The sequence below is a fragment of the Streptosporangium sp. NPDC002607 genome (assembly GCF_053592655.1).
This window is the reverse complement of record NZ_JBSFWD010000009.1, coordinates 209,321-230,969: the sequence shown is the minus strand read 5'-3', so window position 1 is coordinate 230,969 and position 21,649 is coordinate 209,321. Positions and strand designations below refer to the sequence as shown.

The 21,649-nt window shown below is 70.6% G+C and carries 19 protein-coding genes; 15 read left to right on the top strand and 4 right to left on the bottom strand.

Annotated elements, in window-relative coordinates; all coding sequences use genetic code 11:
- Nucleotides 1-213 precede the first annotated feature (213 nt).
- From ACWD3H_RS13935 to ACWD3H_RS13915, 5 genes are all read left to right on the top strand, one after another.
- A complete protein-coding gene (locus ACWD3H_RS13935) occupies nt 214-1,146 on the top strand; it encodes a chorismate mutase (protein WP_451955203.1) in 933 nt (310 codons plus the stop codon).
- Nucleotides 1,147-1,243: 97 nt separating this feature from the next.
- Nucleotides 1,244-4,765 carry a DNA polymerase III subunit alpha gene (gene dnaE / locus ACWD3H_RS13930; protein ID WP_451955202.1) on the top strand — a complete coding sequence of 1,174 codons (3,522 nt, stop codon included), beginning with the start codon at nt 1,244-1,246 and terminating at the stop codon, nt 4,763-4,765.
- A 304-nt stretch (nt 4,766-5,069) separates the two neighbouring features.
- Nucleotides 5,070-6,440 (top strand): galactose-binding domain-containing protein, encoded by a 1,371-nt coding sequence (locus tag ACWD3H_RS13925; RefSeq protein WP_451955201.1) that lies wholly within the window; start codon nt 5,070-5,072, stop codon nt 6,438-6,440.
- Entirely contained in the window at nt 6,441-7,715 is a 1,275-nt protein-coding gene (locus tag ACWD3H_RS13920; protein WP_451955200.1) for an MFS transporter, read from the top strand.
- Nucleotides 7,712-8,677 (top strand): TolB family protein, encoded by a 966-nt coding sequence (locus ACWD3H_RS13915; protein ID WP_451955199.1) that lies wholly within the window; start codon nt 7,712-7,714, stop codon nt 8,675-8,677. Before ACWD3H_RS13920 ends, ACWD3H_RS13915 begins: the two co-directional genes overlap by 4 nt.
- A gap of 56 nt (nt 8,678-8,733) precedes the next feature.
- Here ACWD3H_RS13915 and ACWD3H_RS13910 read toward each other — a convergent pair whose 3' ends face one another.
- Both ACWD3H_RS13910 and murA read right to left on the bottom strand, forming a co-directional pair.
- Nucleotides 8,734-11,016 carry a transglycosylase domain-containing protein gene (locus ACWD3H_RS13910; RefSeq protein ID WP_451955198.1) on the bottom strand — a complete coding sequence of 761 codons (2,283 nt, stop codon included), beginning with the start codon at nt 11,014-11,016 and terminating at the stop codon, nt 8,734-8,736.
- A gap of 70 nt (nt 11,017-11,086) precedes the next feature.
- Nucleotides 11,087-12,403 carry a UDP-N-acetylglucosamine 1-carboxyvinyltransferase gene (murA, locus tag ACWD3H_RS13905; RefSeq protein WP_355550895.1) on the bottom strand — a complete coding sequence of 439 codons (1,317 nt, stop codon included), beginning with the start codon at nt 12,401-12,403 and terminating at the stop codon, nt 11,087-11,089.
- A 99-nt stretch (nt 12,404-12,502) separates the two neighbouring features.
- Between murA and ACWD3H_RS13900 the strand changes: the two genes are divergently transcribed.
- Nucleotides 12,503-13,057 (top strand): hypothetical protein, encoded by a 555-nt coding sequence (locus tag ACWD3H_RS13900; protein WP_451955197.1) that lies wholly within the window; start codon nt 12,503-12,505, stop codon nt 13,055-13,057.
- 15 nt (nt 13,058-13,072) lie between these two features.
- On the opposite strand, the gene ACWD3H_RS13895 is transcribed toward ACWD3H_RS13900, so the two are convergent.
- Nucleotides 13,073-14,461 (bottom strand): amidase, encoded by a 1,389-nt coding sequence (locus tag ACWD3H_RS13895; protein WP_451955196.1) that lies wholly within the window; start codon nt 14,459-14,461, stop codon nt 13,073-13,075.
- A 157-nt stretch (nt 14,462-14,618) separates the two neighbouring features.
- Nucleotides 14,619-15,119 carry a Cys-tRNA(Pro) deacylase gene (gene ybaK / locus ACWD3H_RS13890; RefSeq protein WP_030919497.1) on the bottom strand — a complete coding sequence of 167 codons (501 nt, stop codon included), beginning with the start codon at nt 15,117-15,119 and terminating at the stop codon, nt 14,619-14,621.
- A 99-nt stretch (nt 15,120-15,218) separates the two neighbouring features.
- On the opposite strand from ybaK, the gene hisD reads away from it, so the two are divergent.
- The 9 genes from hisD to ACWD3H_RS13845 all read left to right on the top strand — a co-directional run bounded on the left by hisD (nt 15,219) and on the right by ACWD3H_RS13845 (nt 21,543).
- Nucleotides 15,219-16,526, top strand: a complete 1,308-nt coding sequence (gene hisD / locus ACWD3H_RS13885) for a histidinol dehydrogenase (RefSeq protein ID WP_355550888.1) — start codon at nt 15,219-15,221, stop codon at nt 16,524-16,526.
- Nucleotides 16,527-16,564: 38 nt separating this feature from the next.
- The gene (locus ACWD3H_RS13880; protein ID WP_355617863.1) at nt 16,565-17,635 is read left to right on the top strand and encodes a histidinol-phosphate transaminase; all 1,071 of its coding nucleotides are present in this window, start codon (nt 16,565-16,567) and stop codon (nt 17,633-17,635) included.
- Between the two features lie 2 nt (nt 17,636-17,637).
- Nucleotides 17,638-18,252: an imidazoleglycerol-phosphate dehydratase HisB gene (gene hisB, locus ACWD3H_RS13875; protein WP_037971621.1), complete on the top strand. Its 615-nt coding sequence runs from the start codon at nt 17,638-17,640 to the stop codon at nt 18,250-18,252.
- 28 nt (nt 18,253-18,280) lie between these two features.
- Nucleotides 18,281-18,436 (top strand): hypothetical protein, encoded by a 156-nt coding sequence (locus ACWD3H_RS13870; RefSeq protein WP_355550884.1) that lies wholly within the window; start codon nt 18,281-18,283, stop codon nt 18,434-18,436.
- Nucleotides 18,430-19,065, top strand: a complete 636-nt coding sequence (hisH, locus tag ACWD3H_RS13865) for an imidazole glycerol phosphate synthase subunit HisH (RefSeq protein ID WP_350922862.1) — start codon at nt 18,430-18,432, stop codon at nt 19,063-19,065. Before ACWD3H_RS13870 ends, hisH begins: the two co-directional genes overlap by 7 nt.
- An 18-nt stretch (nt 19,066-19,083) precedes the next feature.
- Nucleotides 19,084-19,425: a hypothetical protein gene (locus tag ACWD3H_RS13860; RefSeq protein ID WP_355550881.1), complete on the top strand. Its 342-nt coding sequence runs from the start codon at nt 19,084-19,086 to the stop codon at nt 19,423-19,425.
- Nucleotides 19,426-19,429: 4 nt separating this feature from the next.
- On the top strand, nt 19,430-20,152 hold the full coding sequence (gene priA, locus ACWD3H_RS13855) for a bifunctional 1-(5-phosphoribosyl)-5-((5-phosphoribosylamino)methylideneamino)imidazole-4-carboxamide isomerase/phosphoribosylanthranilate isomerase PriA (RefSeq protein WP_355550879.1): 723 nt from the start codon (nt 19,430-19,432) through the stop codon (nt 20,150-20,152).
- A 10-nt stretch (nt 20,153-20,162) separates the two neighbouring features.
- Nucleotides 20,163-20,933, top strand: coding sequence for an imidazole glycerol phosphate synthase subunit HisF (gene hisF / locus ACWD3H_RS13850; RefSeq protein ID WP_350922857.1), 771 nt, complete (start codon nt 20,163-20,165; stop codon nt 20,931-20,933).
- Nucleotides 20,934-21,342: 409 nt separating this feature from the next.
- Complete coding sequence (locus ACWD3H_RS13845) at nt 21,343-21,543, top strand: hypothetical protein (RefSeq protein WP_451955195.1); 201 nt, start codon at nt 21,343-21,345, stop codon at nt 21,541-21,543.
- The last annotated feature ends 106 nt before the right edge of the window (nt 21,544-21,649 follow it).

Here is a 21,649-nt window from a genome sequence, read left to right as displayed (position 1 = left end):
GCGGCCCCTCGCAAGGCGGAGCAGTGAGCCGCGGTGACCGACGGCAACGCGGTGGGCAGGAGACAGGCAGGAGATCCGAGGGACAGGGCCTGGCGACCAGCCGGAGCCGCACCGGGCGGAGACGCGAGGTCTCTGCCTTTTTCATTTCGAACACCTCTTTCCGAACGGCCGCCGGCCCGCGGGACGCGCGCCGGCCGAGCATGGGGGAGCCTCATGTCGACCACCGCACCTCTGGAACGCGCAGCGGTAGGGCTGGGTGCGCTCACGGTGGGGGCCGGACCGGCCGTGGTGATAGGCGGCTCCGGTGCGGACGCCCGCTGGATCAGCCTGCGGGACCGGCACGGTGGGGTCCCCGCCGCCGAGTCCGTGGTGGCGGCCCGCGCCGAGGGGGCGGGGCCGCTCCTGGTGGAGCCGTCCTCGGCGGGAGACCTGCCGGTGATCGCCGAGAGTGCGGACGGCGTGGTGGTCGGCGCGGCCTGGATGCGAGATTCGGAGCTGGTACGCGCCACGGCCAGGCTCGGCCTGCCGGTGCTCGTCCAGCGGGCCTCCTCCGCGACGCTGGAGGAGTGGCTGGCGGTCGCCGGCCACTGCGTGGCGGAGGGCAACGACCAGATCATGCTCTGCGAGAGCGGCCGCGCCCACCCGGGCGGCGCCACCTTCGACCTCGCCCTGATGCGCGCCGCGCGGACGAGGTCGGGCCGCCCCGTCCTGGCCGACCTCGGCGCGGACCCCGCGCTGGCCGCCGCCGCGATCGCCGCCGGCGCCGACGGCCTCCTGCTGGACCCCGGCGCCACCGAGCAGGACGCGCTGGCCGCGCTGGAGGCCACCAGGATCGTCGGTGCCGTCACCCGCAGGGAGGTCCCCGACTCGGTGCCCGCCGCCCGCGACGCCATTGACCGCGTCGACGCCGCCCTCGCCGTCCTGCTGGAACGCCGTGCCGAGCTCGCCGGAACCATCCAGCGCCTCAAGCCCGTCGGAGGCTTCGCCGGTCGCGACGCCGCCCGCGAGCGCCAGGTGGTCGCCGAGATGGCCCGCCGCGCCCCCGTCCTGGGCGAGGCCCGGCTCGCCCCCATCATGAACGCCGTCATCGAGGCGGGCCTGCACCTCGCCGAGGAACGCCGCTCGGCGCCCGCCGAGCGAGACTGAGAGGGAGAGACGACCCGGAGCACACGGGTCACTTTGGGAACTCGGATTTGGATACGCTTTCCCCGCCGACGGTGCGACTAGGGGAGGACGGGGCCGCATGTCAGACTCGTTTGTGCATCTGCACGTTCACACGGAGTACTCCATGTTGGATGGAGCCGCCCGTTTGAAGCAAATGTTCAAGCAGGTCGGCGACCTGGGCATGCCCGCCATCGCGATCACCGACCACGGCAACATGCACGGGGCCTACGACTTCTACAAGCAGGCGACCGGGGCGGGGATCAAGCCGATCATCGGCATCGAGGCCTACGTCGCCCCGGCCTCCCGGCACCAGAAGAAGCCGGTGCTGTGGGGCGAGCCGCACCAGAAGCGCGACGACGTCTCGGCGGGTGGCTACTACACCCACATGACCATCTGGGCGAAGAACGCCAAGGGTCTGAGCAACCTGATGAAGCTCTCCTCACGCGCCTACACCGAGGGCTTCGTCCGTAAGTGGGCGCGGATGGACGCGGAGATCCTCGCCGAGCACGCCGAGGGGCTGATGGCCACCACCGGCTGCCCGTCGGGTGAGGTGCAGACCCGCCTGCGCCTGGGGCAGTACGACGAGGCGGTCGCGGCGGCGGCCAGGTTCCAGGAGCTGTTCGGCAAGGAGAACTACTACCTGGAGATCATGGATCATGGGCTCGACATCGAGCGCAGGGTCCGGGACGGCCTGACCCGCATCTCGCGCGAGCTGGGCATCCCGCCGCTGGTGACCAACGACTCCCACTACACCTACGAGTCGGACGCGACCTCCCACGACGCGCTGCTGTGCATCCAGACCGGCAAGCAGCTGTCCGACCCCGACCGCTTCCGTTTCGACGGCAGCGGCTACTACATCAAGAACGCCGACGAGATGCGCGCGGTCGACTCCTCGGACCTGTGGGCCGAGGGCTGCCGCAACACCCTGCTGGTCGCCGAGAAGGTCGACCCGAGCGGCATGTTCGGTTTCAAGAACCTGATGCCGACCTTCCCCCTGCCCGAGGGGGAGAGTGAGGAGAGCTGGTTCCGCAAGGAGATCTGGCGGGGCATGGAGCGGCGCTTCCCCGAGGGCGTCGACGCCGAGCACCGCACGCAGATCGAGTTCGAGATGGGCGTCATCCTGCAGATGGGGTTCCCCTCCTACTTCCTCGTGGTCGCCGACTTCATCATGTGGGCCAAGAACAACGGCATCCGGGTCGGCCCCGGCCGCGGCTCGGCCGCCGGCTCGCTGGCCGCGTACGCGCTGGGCATCACCGACCTCGACCCGCTGCCGCACGGGCTGATCTTCGAGCGGTTCCTCAACCCCGACCGCGTCTCCATGCCCGACGTCGACATCGACTTCGACGAGCGCAGGCGCGGCGACGTGATCCGGTACGTGACGGAGAAGTACGGGGCCGACAAGGTCGCCATGATCGCCACCTTCGGCACCATCAAGGCGAAGGCTGCCATCAAGGACGCGGCCCGCGTCCTGGGCCACCCGTACGCGCTGGGCGACAAGGTCTCCAAGGCGTTCCCGCCCGCGGTGATGGGCAAGGACATCCCGCTCTCCGGCATCTTCGACAAAGATCATCCGCGCTACAACGAGGCCGGCGAGCTGCGCAGGCTGTACGAGGAGGACGTCGACGTCAAGTCGGCGATGGACCTCGGCAAGGGCCTGGAGGGCCTGATCCGGCAGACCGGCGTGCACGCCGCCGGGGTCATCATGTCGGCGGAGGTGCTGACCGACTACATCCCGATCATGCGCCGCGACTCCGACGGTGTGATCATCACGCAGTTCGACTACCCGACCTGCGAGACGCTCGGCCTGCTGAAGATGGACTTCCTGGGCCTGCGCAACCTCACGATCATCGACGACTGCCTGAAGATGATCGAGGCCAACACCGGCGAGCAGATCGACCTGCTCAAGCTGCCGCTGGACGACCGCAAGACCTACGAGCTGCTCGGCAGGGGCGACACCCTGGGGGTGTTCCAGCTGGACGGCGGCGGCATGCGGTCGCTGCTGCGGCTGATGAAGCCCGACAACTTCGAGGACATCTCCGCCGTCGGCGCGCTGTACCGGCCTGGCCCGATGGGCGCCAACTCCCACACCAACTACGCGCTGCGCAAGAACGGCCAGCAGGAGATCGTCCCGATCCACCCGGAGTTCGAGGAGTCGCTGCAGGAGATCCTCGGCACCACGTACGGCCTGATCGTCTATCAGGAGCAGGTCATGGCCATCGCGCAGAAGGTCGCCGGGTTCTCGCTCGGCAAGGCCGACCTGCTGCGCCGCGCGATGGGCAAGAAGAAGAAGGCGGAGCTGGACAAGCAGTTCGAGTCGTTCGAGCAGGGCATGAAGGACAACGGCTACTCCGCGGCCGCGATCAAGACGCTCTGGGACATCCTGCTGCCCTTCTCCGACTACGCCTTCAACAAGGCGCACAGCGCCGCCTACGGCCTGGTCTCCTACTGGACCGCCTACCTCAAGGCCAACTACCCGGCCGAGTACATGGCCGGGCTGCTGACCTCGGTCAAGGACGACAAGGACAAGTCGGCCCTCTATCTCAACGAGTGCCGCCGGATGGGCATCAAGGTGCTGCCGCCGGACGTCAACGACTCCGACTTCGACTTCACGCCGCGCGGCACCGACGTCCGGTTCGGCCTGTCGGCCATCCGCAACGTCGGCGGCAACGTGGTCGACGGGATCATCGCCGCGCGCAAGGAGAAGAGCCGCTTCGCCGACTTCAAGGACTTCCTGCGTAAGGTCCCCATGGTCGTCTGCAACAAGCGGGTCATCGAGTCGCTGATCAAGGCCGGCGCCTTCGACTCGTTCGGGCACGTGCGCAAGGGCCTGGTGATGGTCCACGAGCAGGCGGTCGACAGCATCATCGGCATCAAGAAGAACGAGGCCCAGGGGCAGGACTCCCTGTTCGGCGCGGTCGAGGGCGCCGAGGACCAGACCTTCGACGTGCAGATCCCGGTGGGCGAGTGGGACAAGAACACGCTGCTGCAGTTCGAGCGGGAGATGCTCGGCCTGTACGTCTCCGACCACCCGCTCTTCGGCGTGGAGCACATCCTCGCCTCCGGCGCCGACTGCTCGATCGCCTCGCTCCAGGACGAGCACCGTCCCGACGGCCAGGTCGTCACCGTCGGCGGCATCCTGAGCGGCCTGCAGCGCAAGGTCACCAAGAAGGGCGACACCTGGGTGCTGACCCAGTTGGAGGACCTGGAGGGTGCCATCGAGGTGATGATCTTCCCCTCGGCCTACCAGCTCTGCGCGACCGTGCTCGCCGAGGATGCCATCGTCTTCGTCAAGGGCCGCCTGGACAAGCGTGAGGACGTCGGAAAGATCATCGCCATGGAGGTGACGGCTCCGGACCTGACCCGTGAGGCCGGTGGTCCCCTGGCGGTCAGCCTCGCCCTGACCCGCTGCACCCCGCCGGTGGTCGGCCGCCTCAAGGAGGTGCTGACCGCCCATCCGGGCACCACCGAGGTGCACCTGCAGGTGCACAACGGCCCCAAGACCACCATCATGCGCCTCGACGACCGCCTGCGGGTGTCGCCTTCACCGGCCCTGATGGGCGATTTGAAGCAGTTGCTCGGCCCCGCCTGCCTGGGGGCGTGAGAGCGGGCACCGAGTCGCCTCCGCGGTACGCCGCTTCCGGATGCGGCGTGGTCCGCCCGGAAGCGGGAACGCCGTCGGCGACGCGTGCTTTTCCGGTGCGCGAGGTTTCAGGTTAGGAAACCTTCCTAACTTCCGTTGACAGTCTCCCCGACGGCTTGTCACTATGCCGGAGAGTGGCTTGGCGCGGCGTCCCGGAGGGGACGTGACGCGCTCAGTGAGGGATTGTGCTGCCCCGGCCGCGTTGTGCACGGCGCCGCGACGGGCGCCGTGATCATCGTCTCTAGCCCCCACAGGAGACAAGCCCGTGTCATCAAGCACGCCTCACTCCGTCCCCCACCGCCTCCTTCTCACCCTCTCGGCGGTCACCGTCCTCCTGGCCGGGGTCCTGGTCGCCACCGGCCGCGCCGAAGCCGCCGAGACCCTGCTGTCGCAGGGCAGGCCCGCCTCCTCCTCGTCCAAGGAGGGCTCCTCCTACAGCTCGGGCAAGGCGGTCGACGGCAACCTCACCTCGACTCGCTGGGCCTCCCTGGAGGGCAGCGATCCCCAGTGGATCCGCGTCGATCTGGGGGTGATCTCCTCGATCTCCCGGGTCAAGCTGTTCTGGGAGGCCGCCTACGGCAAGGCGTACACGATCCAGGTCTCCGACGACGCCGCGAACTGGACCACCGTCTACTCCACGAGCAGCGGTGACGGCGGCCAGGACGACCTGACCGGCCTGTCGGGCTCCGGGCGCTACGTCCGCATGTACGGCACCGTCAGGGGCACCTCCTACGGCTACTCCCTGTACGAGTTCCAGGTGTTCGGCGGCGGTACCTCCACGCCCAGCCCCACTCCGACAGCGACCCCGACAGCGACCCCGACGGTGACCCCGGGCGACACCTTCGTCGTCGCGGCCGCCGGTGACATCGCAGCCCAGTGCACCGCGAGCTCCAGTTCCTGCGCCCACCCCAAGACGGCGGCACAGGTCCAGGCGATGAACCCCGAGTTCGTCATCACCATGGGCGACAACCAGTACGACGACGCCCGGCTCTCGGACTTCCAGAACTACTACGACAAGACGTGGGGCAGGTTCAAGAGCAAGACGCGCCCCGCCGTAGGCAACCACGAGACCTACGACCCGGCCGGAACCTACGCGGGATACAAGGGCTACTTCGGCTCCATCGCCACCCCGCAGGGCAAGACCTACTACAGCTACGACCGGGGCAACTGGCACTTCATCGCCCTTGACTCCAACTACTTCGACCAGACGGCCCAGATCAACTGGCTCAAGGCCGACCTGGCCGCGAACACCAAGGGCTGTATCGCCGCCTACTGGCACCACCCGCTGTTCAGCTCCGGCGAGCACGGCAACGACCCGGTCGGCAAGCCGGTCTGGAAGATCCTCTATGACGCCGGAGCCGACCTGGTGCTCAACGGCCACGATCACCACTACGAACGGTTCGCCCCGCAGAACCCCGACGCCCAGGCCGACCCCAAGGGCATGGTGGAGATCCTCGGGGGCATGGGCGGCGCCTCACCGTACGGGATCACGAACGTCCAGCCCAACAGCCAGAAGCGGCTGGTGGACATCTACGGCGTAGTCAAGATGACCTTCGCCCCCGCCGCGTTCTCCTGGCAGCTGATCGGTACCGACGGTTCGGTCAAGGACACCGGCCCCACCTACGCCTGCCACTAGATGTACGTCTCGGCAAGCCGGACCGCGGACGGAGCACGTCCGCGGCCCCGGCTCTCCTGGACCGTCCCCGGGAACGTGCTCGCGCTCGGGGCGGTCAGCCTGGTCACCGACATCTCCTCGGAGATGGTCACGGCCGTGCTGCCGCTCTACCTGACGCTCTTCCTCGGTCTCAGCCCGCTGCAGTTCGGCCTGCTCGACGGGCTCTCCTTCGGCGTGACGGCGCTGGTCCGCCTCGCCGGGGGCAACCTCGCCGACCGGTGGCAGCGGCGCAAACTCATCGCCGGAATCGGATACGGGCTGTCCGCGCTCTGCAAGCCGGCCCTGCTGGCGGCGGGCGGCTCGGTCGCGGCGCTGGGCGCGGTGATCGCCGTCGACAGGACCGGCAAGGGACTGCGCACGGCCCCGCGTGACGCGCTGATCTCGCTGAGCGCCCCGGCCGGCAAGCTCGGTCAGGCGTTCGGCGTGCACCGGGCCATGGACACCGTCGGCGCGCTGCTTGGCCCGCTGGTGGCGTTCGCCGTCCTGACGGGCACCGGCGGGGCCTACGACGTGGTGTTCGTGGTCAGCTTCTGTGTGGCCGTGCTCGGCGTGCTGCTGCTGGTCATGTACGTCCGTGACCGGCGCACGCCGCTGCCCGCCCCGCTGCCCGCCCCGCGCCCGGCCACCTCGCCGCGCGCCGCGCTGGGGCTGCTGCGCGACGCGGCGTTCCGGCGGGTCTGCGTGGTGGCCGCGGTCCTCGGCCTGGTCACCGTCGGCGACGCGTTCGTCTACCTGCTGCTGCAGAAGCGCGGCGGGATCGACACGGTGTACTTCCCGCTGTTGTCGATCGGCACGGCCGCCGTCTACCTGCTGCTGGCCGTGCCCGTCGGGCGGCTCGCGGACCGGCTGGGCCGGGTGCCGGTCTTCCTGGCCGGGCACGTCGCCCTGATCGCCGCCTACCTCGTGCTGCTCGGACCGGGATGGCTCGTCGCGGTGCTGATCCTGCACGGGACCTTCTACGCCGCGACCGACGGCGTGCTGATGGCCGTGGCCGGGCCGATGCTCCCCGAGCACCTGCGTACGAGCGGCCTGGCCCTGCTCCAGACCGGTCAGGCGACGACCCGGTTGCTGTCATCCGTCCTGTTCGGCGCCGTCTGGACGATGTGGGGAAGCACCCAGGGACTGGCCGTCATGGCGGCCGGCCTCGCGGCCTGTGTGCTCGGCGCCTGGTTCGCGATGAGGAGGTACACGGTGAGAACGGCAGTGGCGCCACCCCGGGTGGGGAGGCGGACGTGACCCCGATCCGGCGCCTGCCGGTGCTGCTCGCCGCGGTGGCGGTCCTCGGCGGCACGGCGGCCGGCTACGCGGCCTGGGCCACGCGCCGCGACCCCGTCCAGGTCTCGGCACCGGTGGCGGACGGCGGAGTGCTCCGTCCCGGGCAGCTGATGTTCCGTACGGCCGCCGGCCAGGTCGCCGGGGTGCCGCTCGGTGCCCCCTCGGCCCTCCCCACCGCCGCGGGTCCGGCCTGTAACCGGTTCTCCACGGCGGGTGGCACCTCGATCTGCCTGGTCGCCAAGCCTGGGGCACTGGTCAGCACGGACGCGGTGATCCTCGACCGCTCCATGCGGGAGACCCGGCGGATCAGGCTGGCCGGGATCCCGAACCGGGCGAGGATGTCGCAGAGCGGCCGGATGGCGTCGTGGACCGTGTTCGTCACCGGCGACTCCTACAACGAGGGCGGCTTCTCCACTTGGACGGGGATCCTCGACACCCGCACCGGCTACGTTGTCACCAACATGGAGGACATCCCGCTGACCCTGAACGGCCGCCGTCACCACGCGGTCGACGTGAACTACTGGGGGGTGACCTTCGCCGCCGACGACAACCGGTTCTACGCGACCCTCGCCACCGGCGGGAAGACCTATCTCGTCGAGGGCGACTACGCCGACTGGCGGGTGCGGGCGCTCAGGGAGAACGCCGAGTGCCCGTCGCTGTCTCCCGACGGGACCCGGCTGGTGTTCAAGAAGCGGGTCTCCGCCGACCCGCGCCGGATGTGGCGGCTCCACATGCTGGAGCTGTCGACGATGCGGGAGACGCCGCTGGCCGAGACCGCGAGCGTTGACGACCAGGTGGCCTGGCTCGACGGGCGCACTGTGATGTACGCCAAGGGCCCGGACGTCTGGTCGGTCCCCGCCGACGGATCCGGTGCCCCGGCCCCGCTGGTGAGAGGGGCGTCGTCCCCGGTCGTGGTCCGGTGACCACGGACCGGCCAGGCCCAGGTCGTCCGGTCGCCGCCGGACGACCTGGGCCGGTCCTACCACGCGTTGCCGGGCGGCAGGCCGCCTCCTCTTCCGCCATCGCGAACTCCCGGACCCGCGGCCCGGTGGAAACCGCGGGCCCGGGGGAAACCGCGGTTCCGGGGGAAGCCGCGAGCCCGGCGGGGCCCGTCCGCGTGGGCCTCCTCGCCGCGACGCCCGCCGTCACGGCGCTTGGCCTTCTCGGCCTCCTCGGCCTCCTTCAGGCCCGGGGTGAACCCGCCGCCGAAACGGCCCATGTCCGGGTGGTGGAAGGAACGCGGCGAGACGTCCCGCAGGGCGGCGGACATGGACGACACCCAGATCGGCCCCGGCAGGGAGGCCCCCTGGACCGCTCCGTAGTACTCGCCGCCGATCTCGACGTCGCGCAGCGGGTAGCGGTAGGAGCCGCGGATGTCGCCCACGCTGACCGCCGCGGCCAGGTCGGGGGTGTAGCCGGCGAACCAGGCCGACGTGTAGCCGTTGTTGGTGCCGGTCTTGCCCGCCGCCGGGCGGCCGATGCTCTGGCCGGTCATGGTGCCTTTGGTGAACACCCCGGACAGCAGGTAGTTGACCGCGTCGGCCACGTCGCGCTCGATCGCCTGCGCGCAGCTGGGTGGGACGCGGAAGTGCCTGCCGTTCCGCTCGACGATCTCGACGATGGCCAGCGGGCGGCAGTAGCGGCCCCGCGCCCCGAACGCGGCGAACGCCGCCGCCACAGTCACCGGGTCCATCTCGTTCACCCCCAGGGTGAAGGTCGGCACCTCCCGCAGCGGGGCGCCGTCGGCGCGGGCGATGCCCATCGCCTTGGCGGTCCTGACGACCGGGCACAGGCCCACCCGCTGCTCCAGCATCATGTAGAAGATGTTCACCGACTTCCAGGTACCGGTGGACAGGCTCTGCGGGCCGCCGTTGCCCTCGCCGCTCGCGTTGAAGATCTCCGCGCCGGGGTCGTTGACCTTGCGGCCCAGGCAGTTCTTGAAACCGCTGTCGGGCACGAAGCTGCCGGGTGTCATGAAACCCTGGTCGAACCGCCAGCCCTGGCTGAGCGCGGTCGCCAGGGTGAACACCTTGAACGTCGACCCCGCCTGGAATCCCTGGCCGCCTCCGTGCGCGGTGTCGGCGACCAGGTTGTAGGTGGTGCGGGGGCCGTTGTTCTTGCCGCCGGTGTTGAGGCCGTACTTCTTGCTCGCCGCCATGGCCCGGATCCGCCCGGTGCCAGGCTGGATCATGGCCTCGGCGGCGACCTCGGTGTCCTTGCCGCCGACGCGCGCGGCGATGGCGCGTTCCGCGGCCCGCTGGGCCCTCGGCGCCAGGGTGGTGCGGAGCACCAGGCCGCCCCTGGCCAGGCGGCGCTCCCGCTCCGCGCGGGTGTGGCCGAAGACCGGGTTGGTCAGCAGCTCCCTGTGCACGTACAGGCAGAAGTAGGGATAGACGCTCCCGTCGCAGCCGCCGGGCTGCGGCTGCAGCCGGAGGTTCAGCGGCCGTCTCATGGCGGCCTCCGCCCGGGGCCGGGGGACGTACGACAGCTGGGCCATCCGCTCCAGGACGATGTCCCTGCGCTCTCGCAGTTTCTTCCTGCGCGCCGCGTCCAGCGACGGGTCCGTGATGTACGGGGTGCGGACCGCGCCGGCCAGTGTCGCCGCCTGCGCCAGGGTCAGCCGGGAGGCCGCGACCGAGAAGAACCGCTGGGCGGCGGCCTCCACCCCGAAGGCCCCCGCGCCGAAGTAGGCGATGTTGAGGTAGCGCTCCAGGATCTCGGCCTTGGTGTACTTCTTCTCCATCGCCAGCGCGTACCGCAGCTCGGTGATCTTGCGCTGGATGCTGGGCGCGCGGGCCTGGGCGCGCTCGGTCTCGGTCTCGGAGTTCTCGACCAGGATGTTCTTCACCAGCTGCTGGGTGAGCGAGGAGCCGCCCTGGCGCACCCCGCCCGCCCTGGTGTTGGTCACCAGGGCGCGCAGGGTGCCCTTGATGTCCAGGCCCGCGTGCTCGTAGAAGCGCGAGTCCTCGATCGCCACGATCGCCTCACGCATGACGGGGGCGACCTGGTCGAGCCGTACGACGGTCCGGTTCTCCGTGTAGAACTGGGCGAACCGCTTGCCGTTCCGGTCCAGGAGCACGGTGCGCTGGGCGAGCGGGTTCTCCCGAGGGCTCGGCGGCAGGTCCGTCAGGGTTCTCGTGACGTTGTTGACGGTGACCCCCACCGTGCCGACCAGCGGCAGCGCGGCCAGGGCGGCCAGCAGCCCGCCGAGCACCCCGCAGGCCGCAAGGACGCGCAGGCACGCGCCGGGTCCGCGTCTCACCTCTGGGTGCGATGTCACACAAGGTAACGTGCAACCGGATGATCACCCATAAACACCCGGTTGCCAATCCTTACCCGTCCTGCACCTTTTCTCGACTGATCTTCAGCCCGAGAGAGGCGAACTGCTCGAACGGCCGGTGGTAGCCCCGCTCGATGTGATGCACCCCGCGCAGCGTGGAGACGCCCTCCGCGGCGGCCGCGGCCAGCACGGCGGAGAACCCGGCCCGGATGTCGGGCAGCGTCACGTCGGCGCCGCTCAGCCTGGACACGCCGCGCACGACCGCCGAGTGCTTGGCGTTGGTGTCGTGGTAGCGGCAGGCCGGGCCGCCCAGGCAGACGTCGAACACCTCGATCTCGCAGCCCATCTTCTGCAGTGCGGGCACGTAGACCAGGCGGTTCTCGAACACGGTCTCGTGCAGCACCGACATGCCCTGGGCCTGGGTGAACAGCACCATCAGGGGCGTCTGCCAGTCGGTCATGAACCCCGGGTGCGTGTCGGTCTGCACCGCCGCGGCCCGCAGCCCGTGCGGCGCCGACGCCGACAGGTAGTCGTCGGTGATGTCGACCTCGGCGCCCATCCTGGCCAGGGTGGTGATCGCGGTGACCAGCCGGTCCTGCGGGCAGCCGTGCACCCGTACCTGGCCGCCGGTGATCAGACCGGCCGCCAGGTAGGAGAACGCCTCGATGCGGTCGCCGTTGAGCCAGGTGGAGGCGCCGTGCAGGTGCTCCACCCCCTCGATCACGATGCGCCGGTCCGGGCTCAGCTCTATGCGCGCGCCCATGCGCTGCAGGAACAGGGCGAGCTCCACCACCTCGGGCTCCATCGCCGCGCCCTTCAGCACGGTCTTGCCCTCGGCCAGCACCGCGGACATCAGGATCGTCTCGGTGGCGCCGACGCTGGGGTAGGGCAGTTCGAGCCGGGTGCCGCGCAGCCGTTTGGCCTTGGCGTACACGCCGGTGTCGCTCACCTCGACCTCGGCGCCCATCGCGCGCAGCGCCTCGACGTGGAAGTCGACGGGCCGGCGGCCGATCGGGTCGCCGCCGACCAGCGGCACGAACGCCTCGCCCGCCAGGTGCAGCAGCGGGCCCAGCATCAGGATCGGGATCCGGTTGAGGCCGGTGAACGCCGCCGGGACGTGCGGGTTGATCTGCTCCCCGGGAGAGACGGTGATCTCCCCGGAGCTGATCTCCACGTCGATGCCGAGCGCCCTCAGCATCTGCGCGGTGATCCCCACCTCGCCCACGTCCGGGGCGTTCTGGATCGTGCTCTCACCGGTGCCCAGCATCGCGGCGACCATGTGCTTGGAGACGCCGTTCTTGGAACCGCGGACCTCGACGTCACCGCGGAGCGGCCCGGAGGGTTCGATCAACCATGCCTCTTCGTTCACCCCGTAAGCGTAACGGGACTCGGCGGGAACCCCGGGTGGCGCCGGGCGGGCGGATGGGTAACATCGGGCACATCTGCACAGAGGGTGAGGGGGGCCGTGGTGCGCGCTGTGCGTGACTTCGTGATCACCGTGCTGGTGCTCGCCCTGGCCGGAGTCGTCGCCGGGATCCTGTGGTCGCTGGCCGCGCCGCGACCCCCGTACGTCGTGACGGGCAAGGGTCCGCTGCTGGCCGATCCCTCCACGCAGGCGCTGATCGCCGCCGACGGCTGGTTCGCCGTCATCACGGGCGTGCTCGGGCTGGTCTGCGGGGTCATCGGCTACGGCGTGTCGCGCGGGGGGCGCCCGCTGCCGGTGGTGGTGGGCCTGGCCGCGGGCGGCCTGCTCGGCGCGCACCTCGCGCTGCTGGTCGGCGAGGCGGCCAACCTCGGCGCGGTGAGCGTCGCCGCCTCGGGGAGCTCCGCGGGAAGCTCGCTGGTCCCGGGGCCGCTGGCGCTGACCGCCAGGGGCGTGCTGTACGCGTGGCCGACCCTGGCCGCCGGCGCCTTCTTCGTCCTGGAGGGCGTCGCGGGCTACCGCGACTCGCCGCTGCGCCATCCGTTCGGCGGGGACGACCCCTACGGGCCGTTGCCGTCGCATGACATCGACGGCCGGTAGGCGCGGCGGTCGCGGTCAGCGGGGCGGCCTGCGCGCGCCGTACCCGGTGGCGCGCTCGAAGGCGTGGGCCAGCCGGAGCACCGCCATGTCGGCGAAGGGGCGCCCGATGATCTGCACGCCCACCGGCAGCCCGTCCGAGGTGAACCCGCACGGCACCGACGCCGCCGGGGCGTGCAGCACGCTGATCCAGTAGGCCGAGCGCATCCACGCCAGGTAGTCGGGCAGCGCCTGCCCGTTGATCTCCGAGACGTACGGGGCGTCCACCGGGAACGGCGGCACCTGGCTGACCGGGGCGATCAGGAAGTCGTAGGTGCCGAAGAAGGACTCCATCCGCCGGTAGAGCCTGCTGCGCAGCCGCTCGGCGCGGGCCAGGTCGGCCCCGGTCACCTCGCGGCCCCGCTCGACGTTCCAGCGCACGTTCGCCCCCAGGCGCTCCTGCGGCAGGTCGCCGTAGCAGAGCGCGTAGTACCACGCCCGGTAGATCCGGAAGGCGTCCTCGGCGTCCGACAGGTCCAGCTCCACCCGCTCCACCCGCGCGCCCAGCTCCGCGAGCGCGGCCGGGGCGGCCGCGGTGACCTTGGCGGTCTCCGCGTCGACGGGCAGCCCGCCCAGGTCCGGGCTCCAGGCCACGCGCAGCCCGGTCGCCTCCAGCTCCAGCGGCCCGGCGAAGACGGTGCCGCTCTCGACGATCGACAGGGGGGAGGAGGTGTCGAACCCGGCGACCGCGCTCATCAGCAGCGCCAGGTCCCCGGCGGTACGGGCCATCGGCCCCGGCACGCCGAGGGTGAACCAGGCCGCGACGGCCGACGGCGCCGGCACCCGCCCGGGGGTGGGCCGCAGCCCCGCCACGTTGCAGAAGGAGGCGGGGTTGCGCAGCGAGCCGCCCATGTCGGAGCCGTCGGCCAGCGCCACCATGCCGGTGGCCAGCGCGGCGGCGGCCCCGCCGCTGCTGCCCCCGGCCGACCTGGTCAGGTCGTAGGGGTTGCGGGTGACGCCGAAGATCTCGTTCACGGTGTGTGAGCCGGTGCCGAACTCCGGGGTGTTGGTCTTGCCGACCGTGATCGCCCCGGCCTCGCGCATCCGCCGCACGATCGGCGCGTCGGTGTCGGGGACGTGGTCGGCGAAGAGCGGCGAGCCGTACGTGGTGCGGATCCCCGCGGTGTCGGCCAGGTCCTTGTGCGCGACCGGCAGCCCGTGCAGCGGTCCCCGCCAGTGGCCGCGGGCCAGATCCCGGTCGGCCTCCTCCGCCTCCCGCCTGGCGCGCTCGGCGGTCAGCGTGACGATCGCGTTGACCTCCGGGTTGACCTCCTCGATCCGCCGCAGGTGCGCCTCGAGCAGCTCGACCGCGCTGACCTGCCTGGTGCGCAGCAGTTCGAGCATCTCGGTAGCGGTCAGGTAGTGCATCTGTCCCCCGATCGGTACGGCCTGTCGCAGACGAGTCTGGCCGAACGCCGTCGTGTGCCGCCTCGGCAACCTTCGACAGGACGGCCCGGGGACCTCCGGCCCACCTTGTGCGGCGGGCCGGGGTTTCGCCGGCTCTTCTCGGGCCGGAATCCCTCCGCTAGCCGCTCTTGCCGATGGGCGCGGTGACGGCCCCGGTGAGGCGTACCAGCTCCGAGGGGGAGGTCTCGATCTGCAGCCCGCGCCGGCCGGCGGAGAAGTAGATCGTCGGAAAGTCCAGCGCGGAGGCGTCGACCACGGTCGGCAGGCGCTTGCGCTGTCCCAGCGGGCTGATGCCGCCGACCACATAGCCGGTCACCCGTTCCACCTTGGCCGCGTCGGCCATCGCGGCCCGCTTGCTCCTCAGCGCCGCCGCGAACGCCTTGAGATCGAGTTTGCCCGCCACCGGCACCACCGCGACGGCCAGCCCGCCCTCCACCTCGGCCACCAGGGTCTTGAAGATCTGCCCGTACGGTACGCCGAGGGCGTCGGCCGCCTCCTCGCCGTAGGCCTGCGCGTTCGCGTCGTGCTCGTAGGGGTGCAGGGTGAAGTCGGCTCCCGCCTGGGTCAGGGCCACGGTCGCGGGGGTTCCCTGGCCGCCCTTGCTCTTGCTCTTGCTCACGGGGAAAGCGTAGCGGCTGGTTAAAATCTACATAGTAAAGGCGCTGTCCGGATAATGGACGCGACGATACCGGGTGGCGGACCTCCGTAGACTGAACGGGTGATTTCGCGTACCGATCTGCGAGGACCTCTTCCCGAGGACCTTCGCGATGTGCTGCCCCGTGCCGACCTCGACGTCGAGGCCGCCCTGGAGAAGGTGCGGCCCATCTGCGACGACGTGCATCATCGTGGGGTCGCCGCGGTGCGGGAGCTGACCGCCAGGTTCGACGGCGTCGAACTGGAGTCCACCCGGGTGTCGGCCGAGGCGATCTCCGAGGCGCTGGAGAGGCTCGACCCGAAGGTCAGGGCGGCCCTGGAGGAGTCGATCCGCCGCGCCCGCCTCGTCCACCGTGACCAGCGGCGCACCGACGTCACCACCCAGGTCGTGCCGGGCGGCACCGTCACCGAGCGCTGGGTGCCCGTCGACCGCGTGGGGCTGTACGTCCCCGGTGGCCGGGCGGTCTACCCCTCCAGCGTGGTCATGAACGTCGTCCCCGCGCAGGAGGCGGGGGTGGCCTCCCTGGCGGTCTCCTCGCCCGCGCAGCGCGAATTCGACGGCCTGCCGCACCCGGCCATCCTGGCGGCGTGCGCGCTGCTCGGCGTGGACGAGGTCTACGCGGTCGGCGGCGCCCAGGCGGTGGCGATGTTCGCCTACGGCACCGAGGAGTGCCCGCCGGTCACCATGGTCACCGGCCCTGGCAACATCTGGGTCGCCGCGGCCAAGCGCCTGCTCAAGGGCCGTATCGGCATCGACTCCGAGGCGGGTCCGACCGAGATCGCGATCCTCGCCGACTCCACGGCCAACCCGGTGCACGTCGCCGCCGACCTGATCAGCCAGGCCGAGCACGACACGATCGCCGCCGCCGTGCTCGTCACCGACTCGGAGGAGCTGGCCGAGGCCGTCGAGCGGGAGCTGCCCCGGCAGGTCGCCGCCACCAAGCACACCGAGCGGATCACCGAGGCGCTCTCCGGGCGCCAGTCCGGCATCCTGCTGGTCGACGACATGGAGGCGGGGCTGCGCGTCGTCGACGCCTACGCCGCCGAGCACCTGGAGATCCACGCCGCGGAGGCGTCCGCGCTGGCCGCCCGGGTCCGCAACGCCGGGGCGATCTTCGTCGGGGCGTACGCGCCGGTCTCGCTGGGCGACTACATGGCCGGTTCCAACCACGTGCTGCCCACCGGCGGCTGCGCCTGCCACTCGTCGGGGCTGTCGGTGCAGACGTTCCTGCGTGGCGTGCACGTCGTCGACTACAGCCGCGAGGCCCTGGCCGGTGCCGCCGCCCACGTGTGCGTGCTGGCCGACACCGAGGACCTGCCGGCGCACGGCGCGGCGATCAGGGCGCGGTTCGCCTGGGAGGTGCCCTCGTGAGTGCCCTTCCCTTTCCGGTTCGAGGTGGAGATCCCGTCGTGAAGCTCGAAGACCTGCCGATCCGAGACGATCTCCGGGGGCGCACGCCGTACGGTGCCCCCCAGATCGACGTCCCGGTCAGGCTCAACACCAACGAGAACCCCTACGGGCCCTCGGACTCGCTGGTCGCCGAGCTGGCGGAGGCCGTACGGGGCGTCACCGCCGACCTCAACCGCTATCCCGACCGCGACGCGCTCGACCTGCGCCGGGAGCTGGCCGGGTACCTCGGTCACGGCCTCGCCGTGGAGCAGGTCTGGGCCGCCAACGGCTCCAACGAGGTGCTCCAGCAGATCCTGCAGGCCTTCGGCGGCCACGGCCGCGCCGCGATGGGTTTCGAGCCGTCCTACTCGATGCACCCGATCATCACCACCGGGGCCTCGACCGAGTGGATCTCCGGGGCCCGTGAGGACGACTTCGGGATCGACCCGGGCAAGGCGGTCGCCGCGATCGAGGAGCACCGGCCCGACGTCGTCTTCCTGACCTCGCCCAACAACCCGACCGGCACCGCTTTGGACCCGGAGGTGATCGCCCGGATCGTCGAGGCGGCGCCGGGCATGGTGGTGGTGGACGAGGCCTACTTCGAGTTCGCCCGGACCGGCACCCCGTCGGCGCTGACCCTGCTGCCGGACAATCCCCGGCTGATCGTCACGCGGACGATGTCCAAGGCGTTCGCCATGGCCGGCACCCGGCTCGGTTACCTGGCCGCCCATCCGGCGGTGGTCGAGGCGTTGCTGCTGGTCCGCCTGCCGTACCACCTGTCCACGCTCACCCAGACGGCGGCGCGCGTCGCGCTCGCCCACCGCGCCGAGCTGCTCGGCGCCGTCGACGAGTTGCGGGCCGAGCGCGACGCCATCGTGGACTGGTTGCGCGCCCGGGGGCTGAAGGTCGCCGACTCGGACGCCAACTTCGTGTTGTTCGGGCTGTTTCCGGATCGGCGCGCGGTGTGGCAGGGCCTGCTGGACCGCGGGGTGCTGATCCGCGAGGTGGGACCGCCCGGGTGGCTGAGAGTGTCCATCGGAACGACAGAGGAGATGGCGGCGTTCCGCGCCGCCCTGGAGGAGATCCTGTGAGCATCACTGCCGGCGGCGAGGCCGCACCGCGTCGCGGTCGCGTCGAGCGCGTCACCAAGGAGACCTCGGTGCTGGTCGAGGTCGACCTCGACGGCACCGGGAACGTCGAGGTGTCCACCGGTGTCGGGTTCTTCGACCACATGCTGAACCAGCTCGGCAAGCACGGGCTGTTCGACCTGGTCGTGAAGACCGAGGGTGACCTGCACATCGACGCCCATCACACGATCGAGGACACCTCGCTCGCGCTGGGCGCCGCGTTCCGTGAGGCTCTGGGCGACAAGTCGGGCCTGCGGAGGTTCGGCAACGCCTCCTGCCCGCTGGACGAGTCGCTGGCGGAGGTCACGGTCGACCTGTCGGGGCGGCCCTACCTGGTGCACAGCGAGCCCGAGGGCATGGCTCCGATGATCGGCCCGGAGTACGACACGACGATGACCAGGCACATCCTGGAGTCGTTCGTCGCCCAGGCCGCCATCTGCCTGCATGTGCGCGTCCCCTACGGCCGCAACGCCCACCACATCGTGGAGGCGCAGTTCAAGGCCCTGGCCAGGGCGCTGCGGGCGGCATCCGAGCGTGACCCGCGTGCCACCGGGGTGCCGAGTACGAAGGGCGTGCTGTGATTTCTCCCGGCCGGAGGGGGCGGAGACGGTGAGCGACAACTGGTCGGCCATCGCGATGGTGTTCGTCGCGCTCTTCTTCGTGGGCGGGATCGTCTCATTCCTCAAACAGGGTCTGAAGAAGGGCGCGGTGCTGCTCGCCGCCCTCGCGGCCCTGGCGACCACGGCGGCGGTGCTCTGGTGGTGAAGAAGGTAACCGTTCTCGACTACGGCTCGGGCAACCTCCGTTCGGCGGAGCGCGCGCTGGCCCGGGTCGGCGCGGAGGTCACGGTGACCGCCGACTACGAGGCGGCGATGGAGGCCGACGGGCTCGTCGTCCCCGGCGTGGGGGCGTTCGCCGCGTGCATGGCCGGGCTGCGCGCGGTGCGGGGTGAGCGGATCATCGCGCGGCGCCTGTCGGCCGGGCGGCCGGTGCTGGGCATCTGTGTCGGCATGCAGATCCTCTTCGAGGCGGGCGTCGAGCACGGCGTCACGACCGAGGGCTGCGGGGAGTGGCCGGGCACGGTGGAGTCCCTGGAGGCGCCGGTCCTGCCGCACATGGGCTGGAACACGGTCAAGGCGCCCGCCGAGACCGTGCTGTTCGCCGGGCTCGACGCGGATACCCGCTTCTACTTCGTGCACTCGTACGGCGTGCGGACCTGGAAGCTCCAGGCGGGGCCCGGGTTCGCCGACCCGCTGCTCACCTGGGCCGAGCACGGGGTGCCGTTCGTCGCGGCGGTGGAGAACGGCCCGCTGATGGCCACCCAGTTCCATCCGGAGAAGTCGGGCGACGCCGGAGCCCAGTTGCTCACCAACTGGCTCGGGACCGTCGGGTGAGTTTTTGATGGGTCTTTGATGAGTAAGGAACGGGCCAGGCGCAGGGCCGAGCGGGAGGCCGAGCAGGCGCGCTTGGCCGCGCTGCGCGCAGCGCGGGAGGCGCGGCTGGCGCGGCGGCGCGAGCGCATCGGCAAGGTGACCGCGTTGCTGCCGGGCAGGCCCGTCCGGATCGTCTCCCAGGGGGGCATCATGGCCCGCCGCCGCCGGGCGCAGAACGGCGTCGCGGCGGTGCTGTTCCTGATCGTGCAGGTGATCGTCTGGCTGCTGTGGTCCTCGTGGGCGGCGCGGTTCGGCGTGCTCGTGCTTTCCTTGCTGTTCGTTCCGCTTTTTCTCACCCTTGTCTTCGACCGGAGGTCTTGAACAGATGTCGCTTGAGCTGCTCCCCGCCGTGGACGTCGCCGACGGTCAGGCGGTCCGCCTGGTCCAGGGCGCGGCCGGCACCGAGACGTCGTACGGCGACCCCCTGTCCGCGGCGCTCGCCTGGCAGGAGGCCGGTGCCGAGTGGATCCACCTGGTCGACCTCGACGCGGCCTTCGGCCGGGGCAGCAACCGCGAGTTGCTCGCCACGGTGGTCGGCGCGCTGGATGTGAAGGTGGAGCTGTCCGGGGGCATTCGTGATGATGTCTCCCTGGAGCTCGCGCTGGCCACCGGCTGCCGCCGGGTGAACATCGGTACCGCGGCGCTGGAGAACCCCGTCTGGTGCTCCAAGATCATCTCTGAGTACGGTGACCGGGTCGCGATCGGCCTCGACGTCCGGGGGACCACCCTGGCCGCCCGGGGCTGGACCCAGGAGGGCGGCGACCTGTGGGAGGTGCTGGCCCGGCTGGAGAAGGACGGCTGCTCCCGCTACGTCGTCACCGACGTCACGAAGGACGGCACGCTGCGCGGTCCCAACCTGGACCTGCTCCGCGAGGTCTGCTCCCGTACTGACAAGCCGGTGGTCGCCAGCGGCGGGGTCTCGTCCCTGGAGGACCTGCGCGCGCTGGCCTCGCTGGTCCCGATCGGCGTCGAGGGGGCCATCGTGGGCAAGGCGCTGTACGCGCAGGCCTTCACCCTCGAAGACGCCCTCGCCGCCGTCCGTTCGTGAGGAGTCGTCGATGAGTGTCGCGGTACGAGTGATTCCCTGCCTGGACGTGGACGCCGGGCGGGTGGTCAAGGGCGTCAACTTCGAGAACCTGCGCGATGCCGGAGACCCGGTCGAGCTGGCCCGCCGCTATGACGCGGAGGGGGCCGACGAGCTGACGTTCCTCGACATCACGGCCTCCAGCTCCGACCGGTCGACGATGTACGACGTGGTCAGCCGGACGGCCGAGCAGGTGTTCATCCCGCTGACCGTGGGTGGGGGAGTGCGTTCGGTCGAGGATGTCGACAGGCTGCTGCGGGCGGGCGCGGACAAGGTGGGGCTGAACACCGCGGCGATCGCCAGGCCCGAGCTTCTGACCGAGGCCGCGCAGCGGTACGGGGCGCAGTGCATCGTGCTCTCGGTGGACGCCCGCCGGGTCGTCGACGGGCCGCCGACGCCGTCCGGTTTCGAGGTGACCACGCACGGTGGTCGCCGGGGGACCGGGATCGACGCGGTGGAGTGGGCTCGGCGGGGTGCCGAACTGGGGGCGGGGGAGATCCTGCTCAACTCGATGGACGGTGACGGGACCCGGGACGGCTACGACCTGGAGATGATCCGGGCGGTACGGGCCGTGGTGTCGGTTCCGGTGATCGCCAGTGGTGGTGCGGGTTCTGTCGCCGATTTCCCTCCGGCGGTGGAGGCTGGGGCGGACGCCGTGCTGGCGGCGTCGGTGTTTCACTTCGGGCAGCTCAAGATCGGTGATGTGAAGGACGCTTTGCGGGGGGCGGGGTATCCCGTTCGCTGACGTCGTTCGCTGACGTCGTTCGTCGTTCGTCGTGCGGCGAGTGGGCGCGTCTGTTTGGTCTTGCCGGTCAGCGTGGTTCGCGCTGCGGTGGGCCGGTGTTCCGGGCGGCCGTCGTGGCGGGGTCTGGTTCTTCAGGCCTCCGGCCTGCTCGGGCGTTTGGGGTTGCGCTTTCTTATACGCCGCCCGGAACACCGGCCCACCTCCGCGCACTTGGTGCTGTTCGTATGGGGTACGGGCCGTAGTCACTTTGTTTCCGGCCGCTCAGGGTGCGTCCTGATGCTGAAGCCTTCGCCTGGGGTGGGTTGAGGGGCGGGCGCCGTAGCTGAAGCACTGCTGCGAGAAGGAGCTCAGGGGGTGGGCTTCCTTCTCGGGGCTGGTTGGGGGTGGGGGTTGGGCGGAGCTGGGCGCTGTGGTCGAACTGCTGCTGTGGGGAGGAGTTCAGAGCCGGGCTTCTTCTTTGGGGCTGGTGGGGTTGGTTGGGGTGGGGGGCGTGGTTGCGGTGCTGCTGGGAGGAGGGGCTCAGGGGCTGGGCTGCTCCCCGGCTTCTCCGAAGCTTGAAGTGGTCGTGCCCTCTTCATTCATTTTATTGATTTGTGAGATCCGGGGATGATTCCTCGTTTGAAGTGAGTGGTTGTCTTGGCGTGGGTGTAGTGGATTTTTGGGGAGATTTGTGCTGTTGGTCTGATTCCAGTGAGCTTTGGGGCAAAGTAATATAT